This is a genomic window from Microbacterium sp. STRO-2N, from assembly GCF_057747775.1.
The window spans coordinates 1,480,951-1,505,747 of sequence record NZ_CM173223.1 but is presented as its reverse complement, the minus strand read 5'-3'; the positions used below and the strand labels follow the sequence as shown (position 1 = coordinate 1,505,747).

Here is a 24,797-nt window from a genome sequence, read left to right as displayed (position 1 = left end):
CGCTGAAACGGGAATCAGCAGCCGGGGCCGGACTCGGCCGGCGCCGCCGAGGTGAACTTCGAACCGCCACCCCACGCGGTGACGCAGAACGTGTCGAGTGGGCTTGTTGCGTCAGTGACCGCATACGCAACGGAGATCGCGTCGGTACCCGTGGTTTCGAGATTGCCGAAGAACGTGGCGGCCGAAGGGTCATCACCTTGCGCAAGCGCCGATGCGGCCTGAGATGCGCCGTTCGCAGCCACTGTCTGCACTGCGTTGTCTTTCGCCTGGCCCTGGATGTTCAGGAAGATCGGGATGGCCACGGCGGCCAGAATCCCGAGGATCACGACGACGACGATGAGCTCGATGAGCGAGAAGCCGGCCTCACCGGACTCCTCGCGACGTGCCTTCTCGGCCTGGATGTAGTTGCGGATGGTTGCGCGCATGTTGCGGCTCGCTTTCTCGAGGATGACATGTGATTCAGACATCCCTGATCCGGACCGCGTTTTCGCCCAGTCGCCCAGTCGCATCAGGCTGGGTGCGTTCGGACTCTCGCCTTGGAACCGCTCCCGGGCACAATCATGAGAGAGTTCTCATGTTTGTGTCAAGTCCGCTTCCTCAGATCTTGGTCAGCGAATCCTCAGCACTCCACGCATTGTGCGCAGGAGCGGCATCATCCGTCGAGCACCTCGAGTCGAACGACCACCGCTCCCCCGTCGACGAGGTTCTCGGCATCCCGCACCGCCTTCTTGAGCGGCAGCACGTACGAGCCGCTCTTCGAGTCGGGGAAGATCGACGTCGTCCACTCGGAATCGCCGATGCGGGCCTTCACGCGCACCGAGCCGAAGCCCCGATACGGCCGCGGGATCTCGCGGATGTCTCCGCTGAGCTCCGGGGGCACCGCCGTGAAGAACCACGACGAATCCTCACGCGCACCCCATCGGAACACGTCCGAGTCGAACTCGATGATCACGGCGCCGACCCTACCGCCCGGTCACGACACCGGCACCGGGCTGCGCTCGCGCCTCACTGCAGCCGCTCCCCCGGTGCACCGCCGTACCGGTCGACGAGGCGCTGCAGGCAGTTCGACCAGCCCTCGACGTGGCTCTCGCGCTCCTCGGCAGACACGAATCCCGTGTGCCGCACGATGACGCGGGTCGAGGCATCCGCCGCCTGCTCGAGCGCGATCTCGACGTCCGTCGAGTGCTCTTCGCCCGCCCACCGCCACGCGAGCCGCAGGGCACGCGGAGCGTCGAACGTGAGCACCGTCGCCTCGACGGCGAGACCGGCGACCTCGGACCGCGCCTTCCACGGGCCGAGCTCACGCAGCTCGACGACCGCGGTCGTCTCGAACCGCGGCGGCCAGATCCACTCCGCGAGGCGCTCGCCCCGCGTGAAGTCCAGCCAGACGGAATCGACGGATGCCGCCACCACGGCCTCTTCGGTGAGCTCACGCATGCACGCCACCGTAGCGGGCGCTGCCGACTCGAGGGAGGTCTACCGCCCGTACTCGGGTGTCCAGTCGTCGCCCTCGGGGATCCATTCGGTCCCGGCGGCGCCGGGCGCGGCATCCGCCCTCCGGTCGCGCCGCCGCCACGCGGCGCCCTCCGGCCAGCTCACCGCGAAGGTCGTCGCCACCTTCGCGATCCGCCGCGACAGCCCTGTCAGGGTCTGCACCGGCCGTGCCGACACGGGCATGCGCAGCTGCGGGTCGTAGCGCACGCCGTCCGAGGCGCGGAGGCGGATCGTCAGGTCGAGGTCGTCGTGGATGCGGGCGTTGCCGCGATCGACCTGGCCGCGCACCCGCTCCCACACCGACGTTCGCATCGCGAAGTTGGAGCCGAACACCAGCGGGATTCCCAGCCACTTCTTGATCCAGTAGTGCCCGCCGCCGATGTACCACCGCTCGCCGAGGTAGTTCTGCATGGGCGTGCCGCCGTAGAACTCCGCTCCGCCCGTGAGCACGCCGAGCGACGGGTCAGCCACGAACGCACGCACCAGCCGCGCGATCCAGTCCGGGTGCGGGCGTGAGTCCGCATCGAGCCGCGCGATGATGTCGGCATCCGCCATCGCCTCGTCGTAGCCGCGGGCTGCGGCGGGCCAGATGCCGATGGCGGACTCGGAGACCACCTCGGCGCCGTGGCGGCGCGCGACGGCGGCCGAGGCATCCGCGCTCGCGTTGTCGACCACGATCACGCGGTCGGCGGGGTGGGTCTGGGCCGCGAGCGCGGCCAGGCACGCATCGAGATACCCGGCATCGTCGCGACACGGGATCACGACCGCGATGCGAGGGACGAGGGGCACAGCAGAACCCTACTCCCGCGCTGTCGCATGCCGGGGATACCCTGCCGCCACGGACGGATCGAGCATCGAGCCTCGTGAGGCGACGGCCTCCCGGCCCCCGGAACTCATGCTTGAGACCGCTCCCACATTTGGTTACATTCCAGTAAGTAACGGCATCCGCCGCATCCACCTCAACGGAGAGGACTTGTCATGCCCGCACCCGTTCCCCGTCGCGCCCTGCGATTGGGCGCCGTCGCCGGCGGCGCCGCGCTCATCGCGAGCGCTCTGCTGGCGACGCCGGCCATCGCCGCCCCGCCCCGCGCGGTCGACCCGTACGCGCCGGACTTCGGCCCCAGCGTCACCATCTACTCGCCCGACACCCCGCTCGCCGAGATCCAGGCCGAGCTCGACGCCCTGCACGCGCAGCAGGTCGACGCCGAGATGAGCACGAACCGCCAGGCGGTGTACTTCCTGCCCGGACAGTACGGCTCGGCCGAAGACCCGCTCCAGGTCAAGGTCGGCTACTACACCGAGATCGCAGGACTCGGCGCGTCGCCCGAGGATGTCACCGTGCACGGCGCGGTCGAGGTCTACAACCGCTGCCTCGAAGGCGGCGGCACCGCCAACTGCCTCGCGCTCGTGAACTTCTGGCGCACCATCTCGAACCTTTCGATCGACATCGACAAGGCCGGGCAGGACGGCTGCCGGCAGAGTGCCGAGTTCTGGGCCGTGTCCCAGGCCGTCTCGATGCGCCGGCTCGACGTATCGGGCGGAACCCTGTCGCTCATGGACTACTGCACGGCCGGCCCCCAGTACGCCAGCGGCGGGTTCATCGCCGACTCGCGACTGCCCGCCGTCGTCAACGGATCACAGCAGCAGTGGCTCATCCGCGACAGCGAGGTCGCCTCGTGGTCGAATGCCGTCTGGAATCAGGTCTTCTCGGGCGTCGTCGGCGCTCCCGACGACTCCGCGTTCCCGAACCCGCCGTACACGACGATCGACGAGACGCCGGTCAGCCGCGAGAAGCCGTATCTCTACGTCGACGACGAAGGCCGTTACAACGTGCGCGTGCCCGCCGTGCAGCACGACTCGAGCGGCGTGACGTGGGCCGGTGGCGAGACTGCGGGTCGCAGCATCCCGATCACCGAGTTCTTCATCGCGACGCCCGATGACTCGGTGAAAGACATCAACAACGCGCTGGCGCGCGGTCAGCACCTGATCCTCACGCCCGGCGTGTACGACGTGGACCGCACCATCCAGGTCAAGCGCCCCGGCACGGTCGTGCTCGGCCTCGGGCACGCGACCCTCACGGCGGTGGGCGGCGCGGTTCCGCTGGCGGTGAAGGATGCCGAGGGCATCGTCGTCGCGGGCGTCACGATCGACGCCGGGCCCGAGCTCTCGCCGGTGCTGCTGCGCGTCGGCGCCTCCGACAGCGGCAAGGCGCTCGACCCGGCCGACCCCATCACTCTGAGCGATGTGTACTTCCGGGTCGGCGGACCGCACATCGGCCGGACCACGACGGCGCTCGAGATCAACGCCGACAACGTGCTGATCGACCACACCTGGGTGTGGCGCGGCGACCATGGCATCGAGGGCTTCACGAACGGCGTGAACGGCGACACCGACCGGTGGAACACCAACACCGGGCTCAACGGCGTCATCGTGAACGGCGACGGCGTGACGGCGACCGGCCTGTTCGTCGAGCACTTCCAGCAGCACAACACGCTGTGGAACGGCGAGGACGGCCGCGTCATCCTGTACCAGAACGAGCTGCCGTACGACCCGCCGACGCAGGCGGACTGGACGCAGCCCGACGGCACCCTCGGCTACCCCGGCTACAAGGTCGCCGACGACGTCACGACGCACCGCCTCGACGGCGCCGGCGTGTACGTGTTCAACCAGAACAACCCGTCGATCGTCACGGCGAACGGGTTCTCGGTGCCCGAGACGCCCGGCGTGCAACTGCACCACATCATGACGGTCAATCTCTCGGCCGGCACGATCCAGCACGTGGTGAACGGCATCGGCGGCCAGGCCGACAACACGAACACGGGCGCCCCGCAGTTCGTGGTCGACTACCCCGCTCCATAACGGCGGAACGGATGCCTCGGCCCGGCGATCGTCGCCGGGCCGAGGCACGCGTGTCACCAGAGCGGGTGGATCGCCTCGCGGAGGTCGCGGTCGTAGACATCGCGGACGACGGCGTCGAACGCGTCGATGTCGAAGCCGCTCTCGACGTCGGCGCCGAGCAGGGCCGCGGCATCCGCGTTGGACGTCGCCTGCGCCACGTTGCGGGCCCCGGGGATGACGCTCGTGACGCCGGTCTGGGCGGCGATCCACGCGAGCGTCGCGGCGGGCAGCGACACGCCTTCGGGCAGCGCCTCGGCGAGCTCGGCCGCCGCCGAGAGCCCGACCTCGTAGTCGACACCCGAGAAGGTCTCGCCGCGATCGAACGCCTCTCCGTGGCGGTTGTAGGTGCGGTGGTCGTTCTCGGCGAACGTGGTCGACACGGAGTACCTACCGGACAGCAGGCCCGAGGCGAGCGGCACGCGCGCGAAGATCGCGACACCGGCCGCGGCGGCCGCCGGCAGCACGTCGTCGAGTGGCTTCAGCCGGAACGGGTTGAAGATGATCTGCACGTTCGTCACGTTCGGACGGGCGATCGCGGCGAGCGCCTGCGCACACGTCTCGACCGACACGCCGTACGCGGCGATCGTTCCGTCGGCGACCAGCGCGTCGAGCGCGTCGTACGTCGCATCATCCTCGATGACGGCGGTCGGCGGGCAGTGGAGCTGCACCAGATCGAGCGTCTCGACGCCGAGGTTGCGACGGGAGCGCTCGGTCCACGCGCGGAAGTTCTCGGGCGAGTAGTTGTCGGGCTCCTGCGGCAGGCGGCGACCCATCTTGGTCGCAACGGTGATCCCGTGCCCGGGACGCCCCGCGAGGAAGCGTCCGATGATCGACTCGCTGCGTCCGTCGCCGTACACATCGGCCGTGTCGAACAGCGTCACGCCCTGGTCGGCGGATGCCGCGAGCACGGCCGTCGCATCCTCTTCGCTGACGGCACCCCAATCGGCGCCGAGCTGCCACGTGCCGAGGCCGATGGCCGACACCGAGCGACCGGTGCGGCCGAGTGCGCGCTGCTGCATGGGGATCCTTCCGGAGAGGTCGTGGGGACACTCCCAGCATCCCACGCTCAGGGGTTGACGATCACGGGCGTGCCCTCCGGGAGCTCGGCGAGCCGGGCGATCGCGGCCGGGTCGACGCGGAGGCATCCGTTCGAGATCGGGCCCGAGCGGTCGTCGTGATAGTGGAAGGCCGTGACGGCGACATTCGCTCCCCCGAACCCGTCGAGCGTCGGCGACTGCACCGACAGGTAGACGATGGGGTGCCCGCGGGTGTACCAGTACTCCGGCACCACGCGCGTCGTCATGATGAAGGCGCGGCCCAGCGGCGTCGGCGTGTGGTCGGTCCCCCACGCGAAGTCGGTCGCGATGCGCTCGGCGACACCGTCGCGGACGATGTCGATCGTGCGAGCCGAGATGCTCACGACGACGCTCGTCGCGGCCGGCGCGAGCTCGACATCGGCGACCCGCAGCCAGCCGGCTGTCTGCGCGGGGTTGCCCGCGGACGGGATCGCCTGCCGGCCGGTGAGCAGCACCTTGATCCAGTGCTCCTGCTTCTGGACGACGGGGACCACAGTGCCGCCGTACGGGAACTCGCGTGGCAGGTAGCCGACCGGCTCGCCGGAGGGGTCGCCCCACACCGGCGCGCCGACTCCGCGAGGGATGGCGTGCTCGGGCAGCGGAGCAGCGAACGGGGCATCGTCCACCGGGAGCCCAGCGAGGACGCTGAACACGTTGACCTGCGGCAGCGCGCCGAGATCGTACGAGGCCGTGTTCGGGGCGAAGCCCTGCAGGGTTGGCGTGGGCGTCGGGCTGGGTGAGGCGGTCGGCGCGCGGGTCGGGTACGCCGGTGCGGTCGCCGTGGGCGTCGCTGCCGGGGTCGCGGTCGTCGCGGACGCGGTCGGCCACAGCAGCGCCCCGACCACGACGGCGATGACCACGACGACGATCGCCGCGACCGCGCCCCGGCCCATCGCACGGCGCCGCCTCGACGCGGCGGAACCGCGCACGGACGCACTCGTCGGATCCCCGGCATCCCCCATCTCTCCATGGTCGGCGCGGCCGGGAAGCACCGCAAGCGGCTGACAGCACGGCCCCCGCCCCTAGCCTGGAGGGGTGGATGACAGCGGGGGCGGCGCGACGCAGCCGATCAGCACGCTGGGGATCCTCGGCGCCGGCAGGGTGGGGATCGTTCTGGCGCAGCTCGCCCTCGCGGCCGATCGCCGCGTGCTCGTCGCAGGATCCGGCGACCCGGCACGGATCACCGTGCAGCTCGCGGCGGTGGCGCCCGGCGCCGTCGCGGCCGAGGCATCCGCCGTCGCACGTGAGGCGGATGCCGTAGTCCTTGCCCTGCCGCTCCCCCGGTACCGCACGCTTCCGGTCGACGCGCTGCGGGGAAAGCTCGTGATCGACGCCATGAACTACTGGTGGGAGGTCGACGGGCTCCGCGAGGAGTTCGCCGGCCCGCTCGTCTCGACGAGCGAGCTCGTGCAGGAGTTCCTCCCGAATGCGAGCGTCGTCAAGGCGTTCAATCACATGTCGTACCGGGATCTTGCCGACGAGGCCCGGCCGGCAGGCACGGCGGGACGCAAGGCGATCGCGGTCGCCGGCGACGACCCACGCGACGTCGACGCGGTCGCACGCCTCGTCGACGACCTCGGCTTCGACGTCGTCGTCGCGGGCTCGCTCGCCGACGGCATCATGCTGCAGCCCGGAGGCGAGGTGTTCGGCGCCGACGTCGACGCGACCGAGCTCCGGGCGATGCTCGACCGCTTCGCGACGTCGCAGCGGGGCCGCGTCATCGCGCGGGCCCGCGCGCAGGCGCACCGGTTCGAGGGTCCGGAACCGGATGCCGCGCCGTGACCGCTACCTCCAGCTCCCGCCGCGGGACCACACGGCGTCGGCCGCGGTCACGACCGCGACGGTCAGCACGTAGACGACGAGATCCCGCGGGTCGAACACCGTGCCGAGCACGAGCATCACGGGCGCGAACGTCGCGCCCCACGCGAGCGGGAGCCCCGTGAGCTGGAAGAGCTCGACGCCCACGCACCAGGCGGCGGCGATGCCGCCGACAGCGAGCACGGGCAGGCGGGGCGCGACCGCCATCACCGCGAGATACGCCGCAGCGGCGTAGAGCGCGTCGCCCGCGATGTCGGTCGCAGACGTGTCGGGCAGTCCGCCGTGCACGGCGAGGCCCGCCACGATCACGACCGCGAGCGCGACGATGGCGACGAGCCTCCGGGTCCGGGTCCGCCGGGCCGTGGTCTCTCGCCGCGGCGACGTCACGAGATGACCCCCGCCGCGCGCGCCGGCACAGCATACGCGACCGCGAGCGAGGCCACCGTGTCATGGGCGTTCAGCCCGCTCGGATTCGGGACGACCCACAGCTCCGCCCCACCGAGGCCCTCGTGCTGGCGACCGGCCAGAGCGCGCGGACGCGCGAAGCCCTGACGGTACGCCGTGAGCCCGACGACGGCGACCACTCGTGGGCGCCACGCCTCGGCATCCGTCACCAGCCGCTCGGCCCCGGCGCGCAACTCGCTGCGTGAGAGCTCATCGGCACGCGCGGTGGCTCGGTGGACCAGGTTCGATATGCCGATGCCGGCATCCAGGAACATCCGCCGGTCGGCCTCCGGCATGCCGTCGTCCCCGATGCGCGGCATCCGCGGAATGATGCCCGCCGCGACCAACGCCGGGTAGAAGCGATTGCCGGGATGCGCGAAATGCACACCCGTCGCCGCCGTCCACAGACCCGGGTTGATGCCCACGAACACGAGCTTCGGGTCTTCGGGGACGAGGTCGGGAACGCTGCGCCCACGGAACCCCTCCAGTTCGGCGCGCGTGAAACCCATGCGACCAGTCTCGCGTACGCGAGGTCGCCGGCCGGTCGCGCCGAAGGGTCAGCGGTTCTCGAGGCGGAAGAAGTTCGACCGCGATCCGTCGGGGCGGGTCTCGTGGTAGACGAAGCTCAGTCCCTGCTCGTCGAACGTCCGGAACCAGTCGTCCCAGCTCACCTCGCGCAGCTCCTCCTCCTCGGCCTCGACCATGCCGAAGCCGAAGTCGAACCGCAGGACGTCGAGACGTCCGTCGTGCTCGGCGCCTTCGAGCGTCGCGGGCGTCGCGTGGCGGTCGTCGGCCCATTGACGGATGACGTCGTGATCCGTCGTGGCGAGGTGCTGGTCCTCGTGCGCGGCTCCGCTCGCCGCGGGATTCGTCGGCGCGGCACCCTGTTCTGGTTCGAAAGTCATGTGACACTCCTCTCCGATTCCAGCGTCGCGCGCGAGTTCGACGTGGCCGAGGGGGTTGCCATGCCCCCGGAGTCGCGCTACGCGACCCGGCTCAGCGCACCAGCGACACGACGATCAGGGTCACGGCGAGCACCGTGTCGAGGACGCAGCAGAACTCCGCCATCGACGACGCGACCACGCGCCGGGTGCGCAGGTGGTGCGCGTCCCAGCCCGCGTGCACCAGCAGCCCGACTCCGACCAACAGCGCGGCGACGCGATCGCCGGCGAAGGCGACGCCGAGCGCGACCAGGACGATGACCGCCATCGCGAGCGCCTGGAGCGGCATCCCCCAGCCCGGCCGGGAGGCACCGCGCATCAGGCCGAACAGGGCGAGGGCGACGGCCGCGGCGACGATCACCCACGTGGGGTCGAACGCCGGGAGGGCGAAGCCCGCGCCGATCACCACGAACGTGAGGGCGAACAGCGGCCACGCTGCCCGACGGCTGCCGAGTGCCGCCGAGCCGAGATAGACGAATCCGGCGGCCGTGAGCACCTGGGACGCCTGCGCGGTCGTGGAGAACCCGATCCAGAAGGCCGCCGCGAGCGCGCCGCCGAACACGAGCCCCGCGAGGCTCGGCCATCGCCGCGCGATCCATGGGCGTCCGCGATCGCTCTGCTCAGCGGTCGTGCTCGTCCCACCATCTTCGGTAAACATGACACGAGTGTACGAGTTAGCTCGCTATACCACCAGCACTCTTGACGCTCGCTGCATCCGGGCTTAGAGTATTCAATCATTTGGTTGATCAACTCAGCGATTGGATAGAGCGTGGACGACGAGAAGCTCGACAAGGCGTTCGCCGCCCTCGCCGACCCTGTGCGCCGCGCGATCGTCGCGCGGCTCAGCCGCGGGCCGGCGACGCTCGGCGAGCTCGCCGAGCCGTTCGCCATCACGCTCCAGGCCGTGTCGAAGCACATCAGCGTGCTGGAGGCGGCCGGGCTCGTCTGGCGCACGCGCGAGGCGCAGCGACGCCCAGTTCACCTCGACCCGGCAGCCCTGGAACGCCTGACGTCATGGATCGACCGCTACCGCCTCGAGACCGAGGCCCGATACCGGCGCCTCGACGAGGTGCTCGCCGAGCACCCCCGCATCACACGAGAGAAGGAGAAGGAACAATGAGCAACCCCGTGGTCATCGACGCCGAGCCCGGCACGTCCTACGCCGACATCAGTCGCGAGTTCGAGGCGCCGGCGGACGCCGTCTTCCGCGCGCACGCCGACGCCGACCTGTTCGCGAAGTGGATCGGGCCGCGCGATCTCGAGAACAAGGTCACCCACTGGGACTTCCGGTCGGGCGGCGGGTACGCCTTCGAGCAGAAGGATGCCGACGGCAACGTCTACGCGTTCCGCGGCGTGTTCCACACCGTGGTCGAGAACGAGCTCATCATCCAGACGTTCGAGTATCTGGGTGCTCCGAACGAAGTGAGCCTCGACATCATCCGGTTCGAGTCCCTCCCCGGCGGTCGGTCGCGGCTCGTCGACCACTCGGTCTTCCCGTCACGCGAGGTGCTCGACACGATGATCGAGCAGGGCATGGAGCGCGGCATGAGCGAAGGCTACGAGAAGCTCGACGAGCTGCTCGCGGGGAGGTGAGCACGATGACCCGGGTGGTGGCAGACATCTCGATGTCGCTCGACGGATTCGTCACCGGCCCGAACCCCGGGCCGGACAACGGCCTGGGCGACGGCGGCGAGGCGCTGCACACATGGGCGTTCTCGGACGATCCCATCGATCAGCGAGTGGTCGCACAGGCGACGGAACGCTCAGGAGCCGTCGTCATGGGCCGCCGGCTGTTCGACATCGTCGACAGCCCACAGGGCTGGAGCGACGAGGTCGGCTACGGTGCGCGCGAGGTCGGCAAGCCGCCGTTCGTCGTCGTGACGAGCTCAGCGCCCGACCACGTGCGTCTCTCGAACCTCGACTGGACGTTCGTCACCACCGGGCTCGCCGAGGCGATCGAGACCGCGCGCACGCGGGCCGAGGCCGTGTCGGGGCAGCGCGGCGACGACCTCGACGTCGTGCTCATGGGCGGTGGTGAGTTGATCGGTTCGGCGCTCGCCGCGGGGCTCGTCGATACGCTCTCGCTGCACCTCGCGCCGGTGGTGTTCGGGGCGGGCACTCCCCTGTTCACCGAGGGAACGCAGCGGACGCTCGTGCAGCGAGCAGTGACCGTGAGCCCGCACGCGACACACCTCACGTACGACGTCCGGTGAATCCAAGCAGTGTGCCGCGCGGCGAGATGCTCGCGGTGACGTTCGCCGGAGTCAGAGGACCGGGTCCACGATTCCGGCGGCGATCCTCTGGCGACAGTTCTCTCGAACGCGATCGAGGAAGGTCTCGGCGGCGCGGGACAGGCGACGTGCTCTCGACCATGCCACTGCGACGGTCCAGCGCATGTCGAGCCAGGGCGTTTCCAGGCGCACCAGGTCGGCGCGCGCACGCAGCACCTGCTCGGTGACGATTCCCACACCCACCCCGGCCGCGACGTAGGAGGCGATCAGGTCGAGGTGGGTCACCTCGACCTGCACTCGGCGGACGACGCCTCGCGCGAGGAATTCGTCATCGGTCGCCTCGCGCAGACTGAAGCCCGCCGGGAATTCCACGAAGTCGACGCCGTTGAGCTCGTTCGGCTCGAGTGGTGTGGTCCGACTGGCCCAACGATCCTGCCGCCCGCACGCGAGCACATAGCGACCTGCGACGAGTGGCTCCACCACGAGCTCTGGCGGGTGCCGAATGGGCTGCACGACGAAGCACAGGTCGAGTTCTCCCGCAACGACGTCGGCTTGCAAAGCGGTGCTGCCGCCGAGCGTCGAGCGGACGTTGATGCGGATGCCCGGATGCTCCGTGTGGAGATGCGCGACGGCGTCGGCCACGCCCAGCATGTCGGGAATTGCGAGCACCCCCACTCCCACCGTCCCCGCGACCCCGCCGACGAGGGCCGAAGCGGCTTCCTTCGCCTCGGTGATCCCGCCGAGCGCCGCCTTGGCGTAGGGAAGGAAGGATCGCCCCTCAGCAGTAAGGACCACCGTTCGCGTACCCCGATCGAACAGCCGGAAGCCGAGCTGTCTCTCGAGGGACTTGACGGAGGCTGAGACCGAGGACTGCACGAGATGCAGCCGCTCTGCGGCCCGGGTGAAGCCGCCTGCCTCGGTGACGGCGACGAATGCCTCCAGCATTCGGACGTCCACGTTGCTCCTATCGATGGCATCGATGAATACGAGCGATATTACCCGTTGGACGTCGATATAGGGAACGAGCGACCCTTGAAATCACACCCACCACCACAGAAATGGAACAGTCATGTCTTCGCCGTCCCTGACCACCACGAAACGCGTGCCACCGCGCGCGTTCGCCCCGTCGACCCCGCCGTCGTGGCGGGCGCGTCTCGCAGCCGCGTCGGCGGCCTCCTTCGCCTTCGCAGCCACGGGTGCCGCGGTCGTCGCGTCGTCGAGCACATCGGTCGGAACGGCTCTCGCGGACGGGATCGCCTTCCTCGTCGGACTGTCACTCGTGCTGGTTCAGGGGGCGCAGGCATCCGACCGACGGAGCCGTCGCCGGTTCATCCTCGTCGGCGCACTGCTCCTGATCGCCGCCGCAGCGATGGATGCGCTTTCCGTTCCCGGCGTTGCCGGGCTGCTGCTGGGAGGCGGTTCCGCGGTGGTCGCACTGACCGCTGCCGCTCTGTGCAACGACGCCCGAATCGGGCGCGCCGCGAGCGTCACGCTGGGCGTCTTGTCGACGATCGCCGGGGGGCTCGCCGGCGCCGTGGGCCCGGTGGCTACGGTCGCGATCTCGATCGGGGCCGGCGTCGCAGTGATGGTGGCGCCGGACACGAGCCGCCGACCCAGGACGCCGGTCTTCGCGGTGCCCGTGCGACCCGACCTTGGAAGCCGACCCGCTGTCGTTCCCGTGCTGTTCCTCCTCGTCGCCGCGTTCGCTGTCATGAGCTTCGGCGCCATCACCGCTGTGGTGATCGCGGCGGTTCTCGGCCTGGGCGTGGTCGCGTGCACGCTGCCGCGCCGCCGCAGAACCATGTCGGCTCCGCTGACCTCGAAGGGCCGCACCTACGCCCACGCCGTATCGGTGTTCGACTCCAGCGCCTCACCGCGACCGGCACTTGCGGCCACGGTCCGCAGCGTCGATGACGTGCGGGCTGCGATCGAAACGGCTCGTGCGCGAGGACTGGGCGTCGCGATGCACTCCACCGGCCATGCGGCTGCGGGTCTGGCCGACCTCGAGTCCAGCGCACTGCTCAAGGTGGCGATCGGCGGTCCGATCACCGTCGATCCGGACCGGCGGCTCGTCCGGATTCCCGCGGGCCGCGCGTGGGGCGACGCCGTGCCCCTGGCACATCGTCACCGATTGGCGTTGCCTCACGGGTCGTCGGGGCACGTCGGTGTCGTCGGCTACCTCACCCGAGGGGGATTGTCGGCCTACGGTCGTCGCACCGGGGTCGCGGCGAACTGGATCGACTCCATCGAGCTCGTGACCGCCGATGGCCGCCTCGTCGAGACGAGCCGCGACAACGAACCCGAGCTCTTCTGGGCGCTGCGAGGCGGGGGCGGGGGCTTCGGCGTCGTCACCTCCGTGACGGTGCGCGCTTTCGAGCCGGGTGAGATCGTGACGGGCGCGGCCATGTGGGAACTCGATGACGCGGCGTCCGTCGCGGACGCGTGGGCACGCTGGTCGACTGCGGCGCCATCGGCCATCACCACGTCACTGCGGATCCTCACCCTTCCTCCGCTCCCCGGCATGCCGCTGCGACTGGCGGGCAGGCCGATGCTCGTCATCGACGGCACCGCGGTCGACGACGACGTCGCCGCGCGGAAGGCTGCAGGAGACCTGCTCGCGCGGCTGCACGAAATCGCACCACCGCGACTGGACACCTGGCGGGTGGCCGATGCCCTCGAAGTGCCGCACACCCATATGGACCCTCCCTTCTCGCCCTCACATTCGTCTGCCCACGCGCTGCTCGGCATGCGCGATGCCGACGACGAGGAACAGGCGCGCGGGGTCGTGTCCGACTTCATCGGGGCGGCGGCCCGCCCCGGCACCGGGGTAGGGATCGCAGAACTGCGCCAACTGGGAGGCGCGCTGAGCGCCGCCCCCGCTGGCTCGGGCGTGGTCGGACACTACCGCGGCGCGTTCGGATGGCTGGCGATCGCCCTCCACGGCAAGCCTGGTCGCGAGGCCGCAGAGGCCGCGATCGACGATCAGCGCGCCGAGATCGCCTCGTGGGACACGGGCTACACGGCGCCCACACTCGCCAGCGAGCGGACCCGCCCCGCCCGCTCATTCGACGTGACGCAGGTCTCGACGGTGGATGCCGTGCGCCGGGCAGTCGACCCTGAAGGGCTTTTTCGCGTCGATGTCGCTCCCGGCGCACACTCGCGCTTGTCGTGACAGGACGCCCGGGCGGCGCAGCCGGGTCGCACGCCAGGGCGCGGGTGCTCCGCGCGACGTCAACTCCTGGAGACACGACGAAGCCCCGGCAGATCCTTGGATCTGCCGGGGCTTTCACTGTCGGGATGACAGGATTTGAACCTGCGACCCCTTGACCCCCAGTCAAGTGCGCTACCAAGCTGCGCCACATCCCGATGCCCCCGCTCGCGCGTGGACAACTCGACCATCCTACCCGGTCCGCGGGAGCCTCGCGAACGCGGCGACGCCCGGGCGTGGCATCCCGCCACGCTTGCCGGTGTCCGTGACGGCGGTTAGCGTCGCGGCATGCCGCAAATCACGATCGAACCCGTCACCGCCGACCGCTTCGACGACGCCCAGCACGCCCTGAGCGGCGGCGGCGACGGCCGCAGCTGTCAGTGCCAGTGGTGGACGCTCACCAACAAGGAGTGGGAGAGCACGTCGAAGGACCAGCGCGAGAAGCTGCTGCGCGACGAGGTCGAGGCCGGCCCGCCGCCCGCCCTCGTGGCATATGTCGACGGCGAGCCGGCCGGATGGGTGCGGGTCGGACCGCGCACCAAGCAGGTGCGCCTCGGGCGCACCCGCAACTTCACCGCGGGATCCGAGGAGCCCTGGGACGACCCCGACGTGTGGGCTGTCAGCTGCTTCGTCGTGCGCAACGAGCACCGGCGCGCCGGACTCAACGACGAGCTGCTGCGCGCCGCGATCGACTACGCCCGGACGGGCGGCGCGCGCGTGATCGAGGCCTATCCGATCGACCCCGTCGCCGGTCGCAAGAAGACTTCGAACGAGCTGTTCCACGGCGTCGTGTCGACGTTCCAGGCCGCGGGATTCCGCGAAGTGGCGCGGCCGCGCCCCGACCTCGCTATCGTGTCGCTCGACCTCACGCACTGACCCGGGCCTGAGGCATCCGGGGTCGCGCACAGGCAGTGCGGAAGCCTGTCCGCGCCATGCGACGATGAGAGCACCCGTGTCGGGCCCGCATCGAGGAGGATCATGCGTCGGCTGTGGATCGCGTTCACCCCGTACATCGTCGTGTCGGCGGTGCACATCGGCGCCCTCGCCGCCGGCGCAGAAGCCGTCGCCGCACCGACCAAGCTCGCACTCATGCCGCTGCTGGCACTCGCAGTCGTCTGGGGTGCGTGGGGCCGGCCGTGGACGTCCGCTCACACGCTCCTCGTGGTCGCACTGGGCCTGTCGTGGCTCGGCGACGGCGCCGCGACATTCTTCCCCGGGCTCCCCACCGTGCCGATGATGCTGCTGTGGTTCGGGTTGGCCCACGTCTGCTACATCTGGCTCTTCTGGCGCGTGCTCGCGGCGCGACGGCCGCCGCTGTGGTCGGCCGCATACGCGGTGTGGTGGGTCGTGCTGCTCGCAGTGCTGTGGCCGAGCCTCGGATCGCTCCTCGTCCCGGTCGCCGTGTACGGACTCGTCCTCGGCGCGACGGCCGCCGGCGCTGCGCGCTGCCATCCGCTCATCGCGTGGGGCGGCGCGTTCTTCCTCGCCTCCGACTCGGTGCTCGCGTTCCGGTTGTTCCTTCCCGATGCGATGCCCGACTGGACGAGCCCGCTCGTCATGCTCACATACTGCGCCGGTCAGGGTCTCATCGCCGCCGGAGTGCTCGTCGCCGTCCGCGCCCGCCGCGCCGCCGAGGTGCCCGCATGACGGATGCCGCCGCCTCCGCTCGCGTCGACGCGTGGCTGTGGGCGGTCAGGGTCTACAAGACGCGGTCGGCTGCGACCACCGCATGCCGCGCGGGGCATGTACGCCTCAACGGCGACCGCGCGAAGGCCGCTCAGCCGGTGCGGCCAGGTGATGAGCTGCGCGTGCGCATCAGCGGCTTCGACCGCATCCTGGTCGTGAAGAAGCCGATCTCCAAGCGCGTCGGTGCCGCGGTAGCCGCCGAGGCCGTGGAGGATCGCACGCCTCCCCCCGCCGCCGCGCGAGCTCACCGCATTCGTGCCGGTGCGCGATCGCGGCGCAGGCCGCCCCACCAAGCGCGAGCGGCGCGACATCGACCGGCTTCGCGGTCGCGACGAGCACTGACGCTCTGCTCGCTCAACGACCGGCGGGGAGCAGGTCGCGCAGCCAGCGGGTGCCGCGGACGGCGGCGCCCGCATGCACCGCCCGTTCCGCCAACCCGCGATCGCTCGTGACGACCGTCACCGCCCGGCCCGCGTCGACGAGTCGCCGAGCCTGCGCGGCGATCGCATCGTCACCAGATGCCTCGGCCCGCACGACCTCGACGCCCGCGGCATCCGCGACCGAACGCGCCTGCCCTTCGACGACCACGACCCATTCCGGGAACCACGTGTGCTCGGCGAGCTCGAGGGCTCCGGCCGGCACGCCATCCGAGGCCAGGGCCGAGAGCTGCTGCAGCAGCCGGTCCGTCGCGCCGGCGCGATCGCGCCACCAGCCGTCCGGAACGGAGCCGACGACGTTGGCCGCGTCGACGACGACCGCGGGCCGCACCGGCACGAGGCCGCGCAGCCGCTCCCACGAGTCGGCGAAGCCCGGATGGAGCGCGTGGCTCGTCACGTCGTCGACCGGCACCCACGCGAGCTCACGGCTCTCGGGGTCGCTGATCGTCGGCTCGAACGGCACCACGACGTCTCCGACGAGAGTGGTGTAGCTCCAGTATCCGAGGTCGAGCACGCTCAGCAGTCGCGGGCGGATCGCGCCGTCGGGCACGCCGGCCTCTTCCGCGGCCTCGCGCAGCGCTCCGTCGTTCGCCGACTCCCCCTCGTGCCGCGCACCGCCGGGCAACGCCCACGTGTCGCCGAAGTGGCTCCACGAGACCCGGTGCTGCAGCAGGACGCCCTGGTGCGGGTCGATCGCGAGCAGGCCGGCGGCCCCGAACCGACCCCAGTAGCGCTCGCCCGTCGGCGAGACGACCCACGCGTCGCCGGGATCGCGCGGACCGAGCGGGCGGCGCGGCTCGCCGGGGGCGGGAGGCTCGATCGTCACCCTGTCAGCCTGTCACACCCATCGAGATCGGGGCGCCCACGCTACCGCGCGTGACGCAGACCCCCGGTCCACTCCTGTGCGCGCGGCCCGCCATCGCGGCTGCGCCGACCCAGCAGAATGGCGGGATGGACTACGAGCTCGACGACGACCCCGCCCGCATCCAGCGCGACATCGTCTGGCAGTGGCTGTCGACCGAGGCCTACTGGGGCCGCTGGCGCACGCGAGCGCAGATCGAGACGCAGCTCGACACCGCATGGCGCGTCGTCGGCGCCTACCGCACCGACACGGGCGCGCAAGTCGGGTTCGCGCGCGCCGTGTCGGACGGCGTCGGCTTCGCGTACCTCGCCGATGTCTTCGTGCTGGCCGATCACCGCGGACGCGGCCTCGGCAAGCGAGAATGCAGCTCATGATCGAAGACGGTCCGGGCCGCGACATGCGCTGGACCCTGTTCACCGACGACGCGCACGACCTCTACCGGCAGTTCGGGTTCGCCGAGCCGGGCCGCACGGCGATGGTGCGCCCGGCCGCGCAGGGCGCGTGAAGACCGTCTCCGTCAGCGCTGGCGGCGCTCCCGCACGCGCATGTTGATCACGATCGGCGTGCCCTCGAAGCCGAAGAGCTCTCGCAGGCGCCGCTGGATGAAGCGGCGGTAGCCGGGGTCGAGGAAGCCCGTCGTGAACAGCACGAAGGTGGGCGGGCGCGTCGCCGCCTGCGTGCCGAAGAGGATGCGCGGCTGCTTGCCGCCGCGGACGGGGTGCGGGTGCTCGGCGACAAGCTCCGACAGGAACGCGTTGAACTTGCCCGTCGAGATGCGCTGATCCCACGACTCGAGCGCGGTCTCGAGCGCGGGCACCAGCTTGTCGAGGTGCCGGCCGGTGCGCGCCGAGATGTTCACGCGCGGCGCCCACGCCACGTGCGCGAGGTCCTGCTCGATCTCGCGCTCGAGATAGCGGCGGCGGTCGATGCCGTCCATGTCGTCGTCGTTCAGGCGGTCCCACTTGTTGAACGCCAGCACGAGCGCGCGACCCGACTCGAGCACGAGATCGATGATGCGCACGTCCTGCTCGCTGAGGGGCTGCGTGACGTCGAGCACGACGACGGCGACCTCCGCCTTCTCGAGCGCGGCGGACGTGCGCAGCGACGCGTAGAAGTCCGCTCCCTGCTGCAGGTGCACGCGACGACGGATGCCCGCCGTGTCGACGAAGCGCCACATCCTGCCGCCGACCTCGACGAGCTCGTCGACCGGGTCGCGGGTCGTGCCGGCGAGCTCGTTGACGACGACGCGCTCCTCGCCCGCGGCCTTGTTGAGCAGCGACGATTTGCCGACGTTCGGGCGGCCGAGGATCGCGACGCGGCGCGGACCGCCGATCTCGTTCTTGGCCACGGCCGAGACGTCGGGCAGGACTTTCACGACCTCGTCGAGGAGGTCGGCGACGCCGCGCCCGTGGATCGCCGAGACCGGGTGCGGCTCCCCGAGGCCCAGGTTCCACAGCGCCGCCGCCTCGGGCTCCTGGCGTGCGTCGTCGACCTTGTTGGCGACGAGGAACACCGGCTTGCCGCTCTTGCGCAGCAGTCGCACGACGTGCTCGTCGGTCGAGGTCGCACCGACCATGGCGTCGACGACGAACATCACGACGTCCGACAGGTCGATCGCGACCTCGGCCTGCGCGGCGACCGAGCGGTCGATGCCCTTCGCGTCGGGCTCCCAGCCACCCGTGTCGACGATGGTGAAGCGGCGGTCCATCCACTCCGCCTTGTACGTCACGCGGTCGCGCGTGACGCCGGGTGTGTCCTCGACCACCGCTTCGCGGCGGCCGAGGATGCGGTTCACGAGCGCCGACTTGCCGACGTTCGGTCGGCCCACGATCGCCACCACCGGAAGGGCCGGCAGAATCTCGATGCCGTCGTCTCCGCGGACCAGCCCTTCCAGGAGGTCCTGGTCATCGGCCTCGAGGTCGTAGTCCTCGAGGCCCGCGCGCAGCGCCGCCGCGCGCTGTTCGGCGAGGTCGTCGTCGAGCGCGGCGAGGTTCTCGGCGAGGTGGTCCTCGCCGGCTTCGTACTCCTCGAACTCGGAGCGGTCGTCGTCAGCTGCCATCTCGGGCTCCTGTCTGCAGGGGACCATCCGCGGACGCACCGAGCGTCTTGTCGACGACGCCGAGCACGGCGTCCACGGTCTGGTCGAAATCAAGGTCGGTCGAGTCCACGACCGCGACGCCGGGTGCGGCGGTGAGGAAGTCGACGACCGTCGAGTCGGAGGCGTCGCGCCGGTGGAGTGCCGCGGCGACGGCCGAGGCATCCTGCGTCGTCAGCTCGGCGCTGCGGCGTGCCGCCCGGACCTCCGGCGCGGCGGTGAGGAGGATGCGCACCGGAGCGTCGGGCGCGACGACGGTCGTGATGTCGCGGCCCTCGACGACGACGCCCGGGCGACCCGAGCCGGCGACGAGCGCGCGGAAGAGCGCGTTGACCGACTGGCGCACGGCGGGCACACGCGCGACGCCGCTCACCGCGTCCGACACGCGGGGCTCGCGGATCGCGTCGGTCACGTCGGTGCCGCCGACCCGCACCCAGTACGCGTCGGGGTCGAGTGAGATCGCGTAGTCGAAGTCGCTCGCGACGTCGAGGACGGATGCCGCGTCCGACGTGTCGATGCCGTGCTCGAGCGCGTGCCAGGCCAGGGCCCGGTAGGCGGCTCCGGTGTCGAGGTAGCCGTAGCCGAGGCGGCGCGCAGCCTGCTTCGACACGCTCGACTTGCCGCTCCCGGCCGGACCGTCGACCGCGACGATGATCGGGTCAGTCATTGGTGGTGCTCGCAATCTTCCAGCCGCGCGCTTCGAGGCCGTCCACGGCCCGGCGCACTGCGCTCGGGACGACGCTGATCTCGGCGAGGCCGAACTGGGCGCCGGGCGAATGCTCCAGGCGCAGGTCTTCCACGTTGACGCCGAGCTCGCCGAGCTCGCCGAACAAGCGGCCGAGCTGACCGGGGGTGTCGTCGACCATCACGACGACCTGCTCGAAGCGGCGGTTCTGCCCGTGCTTGCCGGGGAGACGCTCGACGCCGTCGTTTCCGCGGCGGATCGTGTCGGCCACCGCGCGGCGGGCTCCGGGTGCGTCAGGCGAGCGCAGTGCGTCGGCCACCGCCGAGAGGTCAGCCGCGAGGCGGTCGAGCACGTCGACCACAGGCTCCGCGTTGGCGCCGAGGATCTGCACCCACAGTTCGGGGGCGGATGCCGCGATCCGGGTCGTGTCGCGCACGCCCTGACCCGCGAGCCGGAGGCTGTCGTCGGGCGCGTCCACGAACCGGCCCGCGAGCAGGCTCGCGACCAGCTGCGGCACGTGCGAGACGAGGGCCACCGCGCGATCGTGGTCTTCGGGCGACATCTCGATCGGCGTCGCGCCGAGGTCGAGCGCGAGCGCCTCGACGAGAGCGAGGTCGGCCGACGGCGTCTCCTCGTCGCGGCACACGACCCACGGACGTCCGACGAAGATGTCGGCACGGGCCGAAATCGCTCCGCCACGCTCACGGCCGGCGAGCGGGTGCGAGCCGATGTAGTGCGTGAGGTCGACGCCGCGGTCGCGCAGCACGCGCAGCGGCTCGAGCTTGACGCTCGCGACGTCCGTCACGACCGCCCGCGGGAATCGGGTGAGCTCGCGCTCGATGACGTCGGCGGTCACGTCGGGCGGGACCGCGACCACGACCAGCGCCGGGTCGTCGCCGTCGACGGCGCGCCGGCCCGCACCGTAGTCGACAGCGAGGCGCAGCTGCGACGGAGAGGTGTCGTCGAGGGCGACATCGATCCCCCGGGCGCTCAGCGCGTGGCCGATGCTGGCGCCGAGCAGCCCGGCCCCCACGATCCGCACGGTACCCTGCACGCGCGGAGCGAGGCCGGCGGTGTCGCGGACGGCACGCGCGGCGGAATCGGTCACTTACGTCTCCTGTTCGCCCTCTCCCGCCTGAGTGGACGAGGTGTCACGGCGCGCGAGAGTCAGCAGAGCGCCGCGCTCTACTTTAGTCAACTCGCGCGCCCGCCCGGCTGGCAGTGTTCCCAGGTGGAGCGGACCGAACTGCCGTCGGACGAGCTCGACGACGGGATGCCCCACCGCGTCCATCACGCGTCGCACGATGCGATTGCGGCCCGAATGCAGCGTGAGCTCGACGAGCGACCCGCCGCCTTCGGCCGAGGTGGACAGCAGCCGCGCCTTGTCGGCCGCGATCGGGCCGTCCTCGAGGTCGATCCCCCGCACCAGCGTCTGGATGGTCTGCGGCGTGACGCGGCCCTCCACCTTGGCGATGTACACCTTCGTCACGCCGAACGACGGGTGGGCGAGCACGTGCGCGAGCTCGCCGTCGTTCGTGAGCACGAGCAGGCCGCTGGTCTCGGCATCCAGTCGCCCCACGTTGTACAGCCGCTCCGGCCACTCCTTCGTGAAGCGGCGCAGGTCGGGGCGACCGCGGTCGTCCTTCATCGAGCTGACGACGCCCGTGGGCTTGTTGAGCATGACGTAGCGCTTGGACTGATCGAGCTGCACCGCCGTGCCGTCGACGTCGACGAGGTCGCGGTCGGGGTCGATGCGCGAGCCGAGCTCGGTCACGACAGTGCCGTTGACCCGTACCCGCCCTTCGACGATGTACTGCTCGGCGACGCGGCGCGAGGCGACGCCGGCGTTCGCAAGCGCCTTCTGCAGCCGGATGCCCTCCGCAGGCGCTCCGGATCCCAGCGGCTCCTGATCGCTCATCGTCGTGCCCTTTCGTCGAAGACGTCGCCCGCGACCTCGTCGGCGCCGTCGAGCAGCGGCGAGATGTGGGGAAGCTCGTCCAGGGAGTTGATGCCGAGGTGCACCAGGAGCGCATCGGTGGTGCCGTAGTTGATCGCGCCGGTCTCGGCATCCGTGAACAGCTCGGTGATGAGCCCGCGGGCCAGCAGCGTCCGCACCACAGAGTCGACGTTCACGGCGCGGATCGAGGCGACCTGGCTGCGGGTCACCGGCTGCTTGTAGGCGATCACGGCGAGCGTCTCGAGCGCCGCCTGCGACAGCCGCGACGGCGCCTGGCCGCCCACGAACTCGCTCACGAGGTCGTCGAGCTCCTCCCGCACGTACAGGCGCCATCCGCCGCCGACCTCGCGCAGCTCGAATCCGCGCACCGGTCCGCCGGCGCGGCCGTCGTAGTCGTCGACGAGGGCTTCGATCGCCTGACGAACCGCGGGGACCGGCGCCCCGACGGCCGCCGCGAGGCTCACCAGGCTCTGCGGCTCCTCGACGATCAGCAGGATCGCCTCGAGGCGCCGCGCGACGTCCGTCGCGTCGACTGCGGGCGGGGCGGCGTCCGTCCCGTCCGCGGTGGGTGAGCTTGTCGAATCATCGGTCATAGTCGGCTCCCAGGGTCGCGAGGTTCTCGTCGGACCACCGCTGGGCGCTCCAGCGGAGAGTCAGCTCACCGAGCGGCTCGAGCTGCTCGAACGAGAGGGCGGCGTGGCGGTAGAGCTCGAGCACCGACAGGAACCGCGCCACCACGACTCCCGATTGGGTCGCGCCGGCGATGAGCTCGCGGAAGGTCAGAGTCCCGGCATCCCGCAGCAGCGTCACCACGATCGCCGCCTGCTCGCGGATGCTCACCAGCGGCGCGTGCAGATGGTCGAGACCGACGCGCGGGATCTCCTTCGGCGTCATCGCGAGGAGTGCGAGCGCCGCGAAATCGTCGACGCTGAGCGACCAGGCCAGCTCAGGCACGGCGTTGCGGTACTTCTCGTCGAGGCGCACCGAACGCGTGTGCCGCCGCTCCTCGCGACGCAGGCACCGTTCGAACCACGCCGAGACCTCTTTGAACGCGCGGTACTGCAGCAGCCGCGCGAACAGAAGGTCGCGCGCCTCCAGCAGCGCGACCGACTCGGCATCGACGAGCTCGCCCTGGGGCAGCAGCCCCGCGACCTTCATGTCGAGCAGCGTCGCCGCGACGACCAGGAACTCGGATGCCTCGTCGAGATCCTCGTCGGGACCCAGCTGTCGCAGGTACGAGATGAACTCGTCGGTCACCTTCGACAGCGAGACCTCGGTGATGTCGAGCTCGTGCTTCGAGATGAGGTTCAGCAGCAGATCGAAGGGGCCGTCGAAGTTCGACAGCGAAACGCGGAAGCCCGGTTCCTCCGCCGTGGCCTCACCGGCGGCCGAGCCCGTCGAGGCGTCAGGCGACGGCGCCACGGGCGACCAGCTCTCGCGCCAGTCGCAGGTAGGCCTGCGCGGCGGCGTGCTCGGGCGCGAACTCGGTGATGGGCATGCCGGAGACCGACGCGTCGGGGAACTTCACCGTGCGGCCGATCACCGTCTCGAGCACGTCGTCGCCGAAGGCGTCGACCACACGCTCGAGCACCTCGCGCGAGTGCAGGGTGCGCGGGTCGTACATCGTCGCGAGCACGCCGTCCAGCGTGATCGTGGGGTTGAGACGGTCGCGCACCTTGTCGATGGTCTCGATCAGCATCGCGACGCCGCGCAGCGCGAAGAACTCGCACTCGAGCGGGATGATCACACCGTGGCTCGCGGTGAGCGCGTTCACCGTCAGCAGCCCGAGCGAGGGCTGGCAGTCGATCAGCACGACGTCGTAGTCCCCCGCGATCCTGCGCAGCACGCGCGAGAGAGTCTGCTCACGCGCGACTTCGTTCACGAGGTGCACCTCGGCGGCAGACAGGTCGATGTTCGCCGGGATGACGTCGAGGTTCTCCACGCGCGAGCGCACGATGACGTCGTACGGGTCGCGCTTCCCGTCGAGCAGCAGGTCGTAGATCGTCGGGATCTCGTGCGTCTGAATGCCGAGGCCCGCCGACAGCGCGCCCTGCGGGTCGAAGTCCACCGCGAGCACCTTGCGCCCGTAGCCGGCGAGCGCCGCTGCGAGGTTGATGGTGGTCGTCGTCTTGCCGACGCCGCCCTTCTGGTTGCACAGCGAGATGATGCGGGCGGGTCCGTGGCCGTCGAGCTTGGGGGGTGTGGCGAAGCCGTGATAGGGACGTCCGGTCGGTCCGATCGGAACCTCGGACTGCGAGGTCTTCGCCGACCCTGTCTTCGTCCTGCTGTCAGCCACCGTGCTCCCGCTTCCTCGTGCTCGCTCGATACTAGTCGGCTCTAGGCGGAATCCTTCGGCGAAGCGCCGCGCGGGCGGCAGGAGGGGACGGTCGCGGCGCCCGTCGACCGGGCGCCGCGACGGCCATCAGCGCGCGGCTCCGGCGAGCGTTCCGGTGACCTTCGCGCCAGACGGATCCCACGCGACGCACAGCACCTCGCGGTCACCGTTCTCCCACGATCCTGCCGTCGGATACATCGGCCAGTAGTCCAGCACCGACTGCTCGTACGCGAGTCCGATGAAGGTCGCGAACTCGGCGACGCACGTGGTGTCGGCGTCGGCGACGATCGCCTCCTCCCCCGGATACTCACCGTCCTCCAGCGTGTAGGCGTGGTACACCTCGTCCTCGTGCGGGTCCGAGCACGGGACCACCGGGACGTCGCTGACCTCGTCGGTGGTGTCGAGGTCCGAGGTGTTCAGGCAGTCGCCGACGCGGATCGCGAAGACGTCGGCGTTGTCGACCTCCTCCGTGACCTCGCCGGTCTCGGCGTCGCGCACCGGCTGCTCCGCGGGCAGGAGTTGATCCACGATGGAACAGCCGCTCAAGGCGACGGCCGCTGCGGCGGCGACGAGCGCGAGCGCGATTCGGGCAGGTGTCTTCTTCATTCGGTCCCCCGGGTGAAACGTCGA

Annotated in this window: 30 protein-coding genes, 1 tRNA gene and 1 pseudogene; 11 read left to right on the top strand and 21 right to left on the bottom strand. The window is 70.7% G+C overall.

Translation table 11 applies throughout. The annotated features are described in order from the left end of the window. Positions 1 to 14: 14 nt before the first annotated feature. The 4 genes from AC3ANN_RS06940 to AC3ANN_RS06925 form a co-directional block, all read right to left on the bottom strand. On the bottom strand, positions 15 to 425 hold the full coding sequence (locus AC3ANN_RS06940; protein WP_488340246.1) for a type II secretion system protein: 411 nt from the start codon (positions 423 to 425) through the stop codon (positions 15 to 17). Between the two features lie 227 nt (positions 426 to 652). Next, positions 653 to 952 (bottom strand): DUF1905 domain-containing protein, encoded by a 300-nt coding sequence (locus tag AC3ANN_RS06935; RefSeq protein WP_488340245.1) that lies wholly within the window; start codon positions 950 to 952, stop codon positions 653 to 655. A gap of 53 nt (positions 953 to 1,005) precedes the next feature. Beyond that, positions 1,006 to 1,437 (bottom strand): SRPBCC family protein, encoded by a 432-nt coding sequence (locus tag AC3ANN_RS06930; protein ID WP_488340244.1) that lies wholly within the window; start codon positions 1,435 to 1,437, stop codon positions 1,006 to 1,008. 39 nt (positions 1,438 to 1,476) lie between these two features. Then, positions 1,477 to 2,283: a glycosyltransferase family 2 protein gene (locus AC3ANN_RS06925; protein WP_488340243.1), complete on the bottom strand. Its 807-nt coding sequence runs from the start codon at positions 2,281 to 2,283 to the stop codon at positions 1,477 to 1,479. A gap of 189 nt (positions 2,284 to 2,472) precedes the next feature. On the opposite strand from AC3ANN_RS06925, the gene AC3ANN_RS06920 reads away from it, so the two are divergent. Continuing rightward, positions 2,473 to 4,353, top strand: a complete 1,881-nt coding sequence (locus tag AC3ANN_RS06920; RefSeq protein ID WP_488340242.1) for an adenylyl cyclase — start codon at positions 2,473 to 2,475, stop codon at positions 4,351 to 4,353. A 53-nt stretch (positions 4,354 to 4,406) separates the two neighbouring features. Here the strand turns inward: AC3ANN_RS06920 and AC3ANN_RS06915 are convergent, their stop codons facing one another. Both AC3ANN_RS06915 and AC3ANN_RS06910 read right to left on the bottom strand, forming a co-directional pair. Beyond that, on the bottom strand, positions 4,407 to 5,411 hold the full coding sequence (locus AC3ANN_RS06915; RefSeq protein ID WP_488340241.1) for an aldo/keto reductase: 1,005 nt from the start codon (positions 5,409 to 5,411) through the stop codon (positions 4,407 to 4,409). 47 nt (positions 5,412 to 5,458) lie between these two features. Then, positions 5,459 to 6,397, bottom strand: a complete 939-nt coding sequence (locus AC3ANN_RS06910; protein ID WP_488340240.1) for a L,D-transpeptidase — start codon at positions 6,395 to 6,397, stop codon at positions 5,459 to 5,461. Positions 6,398 to 6,503: 106 nt separating this feature from the next. Here AC3ANN_RS06910 and AC3ANN_RS06905 point away from each other — a divergent pair, with 106 nt between their 5' ends. Next, positions 6,504 to 7,250, top strand: a complete 747-nt coding sequence (locus AC3ANN_RS06905; RefSeq protein WP_488340239.1) for an NADPH-dependent F420 reductase — start codon at positions 6,504 to 6,506, stop codon at positions 7,248 to 7,250. A gap of 3 nt (positions 7,251 to 7,253) precedes the next feature. Here AC3ANN_RS06905 and AC3ANN_RS06900 read toward each other — a convergent pair whose 3' ends face one another. From AC3ANN_RS06900 to AC3ANN_RS06885, 4 genes are all read right to left on the bottom strand, one after another. Beyond that, a complete protein-coding gene (locus AC3ANN_RS06900) occupies positions 7,254 to 7,673 on the bottom strand; it encodes a DUF2809 domain-containing protein (protein ID WP_488340238.1) in 420 nt (139 codons plus the stop codon). Then, complete coding sequence (locus tag AC3ANN_RS06895; RefSeq protein WP_488340237.1) at positions 7,670 to 8,239, bottom strand: mismatch-specific DNA-glycosylase; 570 nt, start codon at positions 8,237 to 8,239, stop codon at positions 7,670 to 7,672. Before AC3ANN_RS06895 ends, AC3ANN_RS06900 begins: the two co-directional genes overlap by 4 nt. A 48-nt stretch (positions 8,240 to 8,287) precedes the next feature. Further along, the gene (locus AC3ANN_RS06890) at positions 8,288 to 8,635 is read right to left on the bottom strand and encodes a hypothetical protein (RefSeq protein WP_488340236.1); all 348 of its coding nucleotides are present in this window, start codon (positions 8,633 to 8,635) and stop codon (positions 8,288 to 8,290) included. Between the two features lie 91 nt (positions 8,636 to 8,726). Beyond that, a complete protein-coding gene (locus AC3ANN_RS06885; RefSeq protein WP_488340235.1) occupies positions 8,727 to 9,329 on the bottom strand; it encodes a hypothetical protein in 603 nt (200 codons plus the stop codon). Between the two features lie 111 nt (positions 9,330 to 9,440). Here AC3ANN_RS06885 and AC3ANN_RS06880 point away from each other — a divergent pair, with 111 nt between their 5' ends. Genes AC3ANN_RS06880 through AC3ANN_RS06870 form a run of 3 tightly spaced genes read left to right on the top strand, consistent with a single transcriptional unit; the run spans position 9,441 to position 10,884 of the window. Then, the gene (locus tag AC3ANN_RS06880; protein ID WP_488340234.1) at positions 9,441 to 9,791 is read left to right on the top strand and encodes an ArsR/SmtB family transcription factor; all 351 of its coding nucleotides are present in this window, start codon (positions 9,441 to 9,443) and stop codon (positions 9,789 to 9,791) included. Next, positions 9,788 to 10,264, top strand: coding sequence for an SRPBCC family protein (locus AC3ANN_RS06875; protein WP_488340233.1), 477 nt, complete (start codon positions 9,788 to 9,790; stop codon positions 10,262 to 10,264). Before AC3ANN_RS06880 ends, AC3ANN_RS06875 begins: the two co-directional genes overlap by 4 nt. A 5-nt stretch (positions 10,265 to 10,269) precedes the next feature. Next, the gene (locus AC3ANN_RS06870) at positions 10,270 to 10,884 is read left to right on the top strand and encodes a dihydrofolate reductase family protein (protein WP_488340232.1); all 615 of its coding nucleotides are present in this window, start codon (positions 10,270 to 10,272) and stop codon (positions 10,882 to 10,884) included. A 51-nt stretch (positions 10,885 to 10,935) separates the two neighbouring features. Here AC3ANN_RS06870 and AC3ANN_RS06865 read toward each other — a convergent pair whose 3' ends face one another. Beyond that, on the bottom strand, positions 10,936 to 11,859 hold the full coding sequence (locus AC3ANN_RS06865) for a LysR family transcriptional regulator (protein ID WP_488340231.1): 924 nt from the start codon (positions 11,857 to 11,859) through the stop codon (positions 10,936 to 10,938). A 112-nt stretch (positions 11,860 to 11,971) separates the two neighbouring features. Between AC3ANN_RS06865 and AC3ANN_RS06860 the strand changes: the two genes are divergently transcribed. Then, positions 11,972 to 14,074, top strand: coding sequence for an FAD-binding oxidoreductase (locus tag AC3ANN_RS06860; protein WP_488340230.1), 2,103 nt, complete (start codon positions 11,972 to 11,974; stop codon positions 14,072 to 14,074). Between the two features lie 120 nt (positions 14,075 to 14,194). On the opposite strand, the gene AC3ANN_RS06855 is transcribed toward AC3ANN_RS06860, so the two are convergent. After that, a tRNA-Pro gene (locus tag AC3ANN_RS06855) sits at positions 14,195 to 14,268 on the bottom strand. A 130-nt stretch (positions 14,269 to 14,398) separates the two neighbouring features. On the opposite strand from AC3ANN_RS06855, the gene AC3ANN_RS06850 reads away from it, so the two are divergent. The 3 genes and pseudogenes from AC3ANN_RS06850 (at position 14,399) to AC3ANN_RS06840 (ending at position 16,138) form a co-directional block, all read left to right on the top strand. Continuing rightward, on the top strand, positions 14,399 to 14,986 hold the full coding sequence (locus tag AC3ANN_RS06850) for a GNAT family N-acetyltransferase (RefSeq protein WP_488340229.1): 588 nt from the start codon (positions 14,399 to 14,401) through the stop codon (positions 14,984 to 14,986). Between the two features lie 102 nt (positions 14,987 to 15,088). Beyond that, positions 15,089 to 15,757, top strand: a complete 669-nt coding sequence (locus AC3ANN_RS06845) for a lysoplasmalogenase family protein (protein WP_488340228.1) — start codon at positions 15,089 to 15,091, stop codon at positions 15,755 to 15,757. Next, positions 15,754 to 16,138: pseudogene (locus AC3ANN_RS06840) on the top strand (RNA-binding S4 domain-containing protein). The gene AC3ANN_RS06845 and the pseudogene AC3ANN_RS06840 overlap by 4 nt, the downstream one beginning before the upstream one ends. A 12-nt stretch (positions 16,139 to 16,150) precedes the next feature. Here the strand turns inward: AC3ANN_RS06840 and AC3ANN_RS06835 are convergent. Beyond that, positions 16,151 to 17,059, bottom strand: a complete 909-nt coding sequence (locus AC3ANN_RS06835; RefSeq protein ID WP_488340227.1) for an NUDIX domain-containing protein — start codon at positions 17,057 to 17,059, stop codon at positions 16,151 to 16,153. Between the two features lie 50 nt (positions 17,060 to 17,109). Between AC3ANN_RS06835 and AC3ANN_RS06830 the strand changes: the two genes are divergently transcribed. Together AC3ANN_RS06830 and AC3ANN_RS06825 are read left to right on the top strand one after the other, a co-directional pair. Further along, entirely contained in the window at positions 17,110 to 17,469 is a 360-nt protein-coding gene (locus AC3ANN_RS06830; RefSeq protein WP_488340226.1) for a GNAT family N-acetyltransferase, read from the top strand. Next, positions 17,466 to 17,600: a hypothetical protein gene (locus tag AC3ANN_RS06825; RefSeq protein ID WP_488340225.1), complete on the top strand. Its 135-nt coding sequence runs from the start codon at positions 17,466 to 17,468 to the stop codon at positions 17,598 to 17,600. Before AC3ANN_RS06830 ends, AC3ANN_RS06825 begins: the two co-directional genes overlap by 4 nt. A gap of 12 nt (positions 17,601 to 17,612) precedes the next feature. On the opposite strand, the gene der is transcribed toward AC3ANN_RS06825, so the two are convergent. The 8 genes from der to AC3ANN_RS06785 all read right to left on the bottom strand — a co-directional run bounded on the left by der (position 17,613) and on the right by AC3ANN_RS06785 (position 24,773). Next, complete coding sequence (gene der / locus AC3ANN_RS06820; RefSeq protein WP_488340224.1) at positions 17,613 to 19,154, bottom strand: ribosome biogenesis GTPase Der; 1,542 nt, start codon at positions 19,152 to 19,154, stop codon at positions 17,613 to 17,615. After that, on the bottom strand, positions 19,144 to 19,857 hold the full coding sequence (gene cmk, locus AC3ANN_RS06815; RefSeq protein ID WP_488340223.1) for a (d)CMP kinase: 714 nt from the start codon (positions 19,855 to 19,857) through the stop codon (positions 19,144 to 19,146). The genes der and cmk overlap by 11 nt, the downstream gene beginning before the upstream one ends. After that, the gene (locus AC3ANN_RS06810) at positions 19,850 to 20,983 is read right to left on the bottom strand and encodes a prephenate dehydrogenase (protein ID WP_488340222.1); all 1,134 of its coding nucleotides are present in this window, start codon (positions 20,981 to 20,983) and stop codon (positions 19,850 to 19,852) included. Before AC3ANN_RS06810 ends, cmk begins: the two co-directional genes overlap by 8 nt. Then, positions 20,984 to 21,793: a pseudouridine synthase gene (locus tag AC3ANN_RS06805; RefSeq protein WP_488340221.1), complete on the bottom strand. Its 810-nt coding sequence runs from the start codon at positions 21,791 to 21,793 to the stop codon at positions 20,984 to 20,986. Then, positions 21,790 to 22,425 carry an SMC-Scp complex subunit ScpB gene (scpB, locus tag AC3ANN_RS06800; RefSeq protein WP_488340220.1) on the bottom strand — a complete coding sequence of 212 codons (636 nt, stop codon included), beginning with the start codon at positions 22,423 to 22,425 and terminating at the stop codon, positions 21,790 to 21,792. Before scpB ends, AC3ANN_RS06805 begins: the two co-directional genes overlap by 4 nt. Continuing rightward, entirely contained in the window at positions 22,415 to 23,254 is an 840-nt protein-coding gene (locus AC3ANN_RS06795) for a segregation and condensation protein A (protein WP_488340219.1), read from the bottom strand. The genes scpB and AC3ANN_RS06795 overlap by 11 nt, the downstream gene beginning before the upstream one ends. Continuing rightward, on the bottom strand, positions 23,238 to 24,128 hold the full coding sequence (locus AC3ANN_RS06790; protein ID WP_488340218.1) for a ParA family protein: 891 nt from the start codon (positions 24,126 to 24,128) through the stop codon (positions 23,238 to 23,240). The genes AC3ANN_RS06795 and AC3ANN_RS06790 overlap by 17 nt, the downstream gene beginning before the upstream one ends. Before the next feature lie 126 nt (positions 24,129 to 24,254). Next, a complete protein-coding gene (locus AC3ANN_RS06785; RefSeq protein WP_488340217.1) occupies positions 24,255 to 24,773 on the bottom strand; it encodes a septum formation family protein in 519 nt (172 codons plus the stop codon). Positions 24,774 to 24,797 lie beyond the last annotated feature (24 nt).

Excerpts from the sequence above, each read along its gene's own strand:
- AC3ANN_RS06940 (WP_488340246.1), bottom strand. The coding sequence starts at position 425 with ATGCGCGCAACCATCCGCAACTACATCCAGGCCGAGAAGGCACGTCGC.
- AC3ANN_RS06930 (WP_488340244.1), bottom strand. The coding sequence starts at position 1,437 with ATGCGTGAGCTCACCGAAGAGGCCGTGGTGGCGGCATCCGTCGATTCC.
- AC3ANN_RS06920 (WP_488340242.1), top strand. The coding sequence starts at position 2,473 with ATGCCCGCACCCGTTCCCCGTCGCGCCCTGCGATTGGGCGCCGTCGCC.
- AC3ANN_RS06915 (WP_488340241.1), bottom strand. The coding sequence starts at position 5,411 with ATGCAGCAGCGCGCACTCGGCCGCACCGGTCGCTCGGTGTCGGCCATC.
- AC3ANN_RS06895 (WP_488340237.1), bottom strand. The coding sequence starts at position 8,239 with ATGGGTTTCACGCGCGCCGAACTGGAGGGGTTCCGTGGGCGCAGCGTT.
- AC3ANN_RS06890 (WP_488340236.1), bottom strand. The coding sequence starts at position 8,635 with ATGACTTTCGAACCAGAACAGGGTGCCGCGCCGACGAATCCCGCGGCG.
- AC3ANN_RS06885 (WP_488340235.1), bottom strand. The coding sequence starts at position 9,329 with ATGTTTACCGAAGATGGTGGGACGAGCACGACCGCTGAGCAGAGCGAT.
- AC3ANN_RS06875 (WP_488340233.1), top strand. The coding sequence starts at position 9,788 with ATGAGCAACCCCGTGGTCATCGACGCCGAGCCCGGCACGTCCTACGCC.
- AC3ANN_RS06870 (WP_488340232.1), top strand. The coding sequence starts at position 10,270 with ATGACCCGGGTGGTGGCAGACATCTCGATGTCGCTCGACGGATTCGTC.
- AC3ANN_RS06860 (WP_488340230.1), top strand. The coding sequence starts at position 11,972 with ATGTCTTCGCCGTCCCTGACCACCACGAAACGCGTGCCACCGCGCGCG.
- AC3ANN_RS06850 (WP_488340229.1), top strand. The coding sequence starts at position 14,399 with ATGCCGCAAATCACGATCGAACCCGTCACCGCCGACCGCTTCGACGAC.
- AC3ANN_RS06845 (WP_488340228.1), top strand. The coding sequence starts at position 15,089 with ATGCGTCGGCTGTGGATCGCGTTCACCCCGTACATCGTCGTGTCGGCG.
- AC3ANN_RS06825 (WP_488340225.1), top strand. The coding sequence starts at position 17,466 with ATGATCGAAGACGGTCCGGGCCGCGACATGCGCTGGACCCTGTTCACC.
- der (WP_488340224.1), bottom strand. The coding sequence starts at position 19,154 with ATGGCAGCTGACGACGACCGCTCCGAGTTCGAGGAGTACGAAGCCGGC.
- cmk (WP_488340223.1), bottom strand. The coding sequence starts at position 19,857 with ATGACTGACCCGATCATCGTCGCGGTCGACGGTCCGGCCGGGAGCGGC.
- AC3ANN_RS06805 (WP_488340221.1), bottom strand. The coding sequence starts at position 21,793 with ATGAGCGATCAGGAGCCGCTGGGATCCGGAGCGCCTGCGGAGGGCATC.
- scpB (WP_488340220.1), bottom strand. The coding sequence starts at position 22,425 with ATGACCGATGATTCGACAAGCTCACCCACCGCGGACGGGACGGACGCC.
- AC3ANN_RS06785 (WP_488340217.1), bottom strand. The coding sequence starts at position 24,773 with ATGAAGAAGACACCTGCCCGAATCGCGCTCGCGCTCGTCGCCGCCGCA.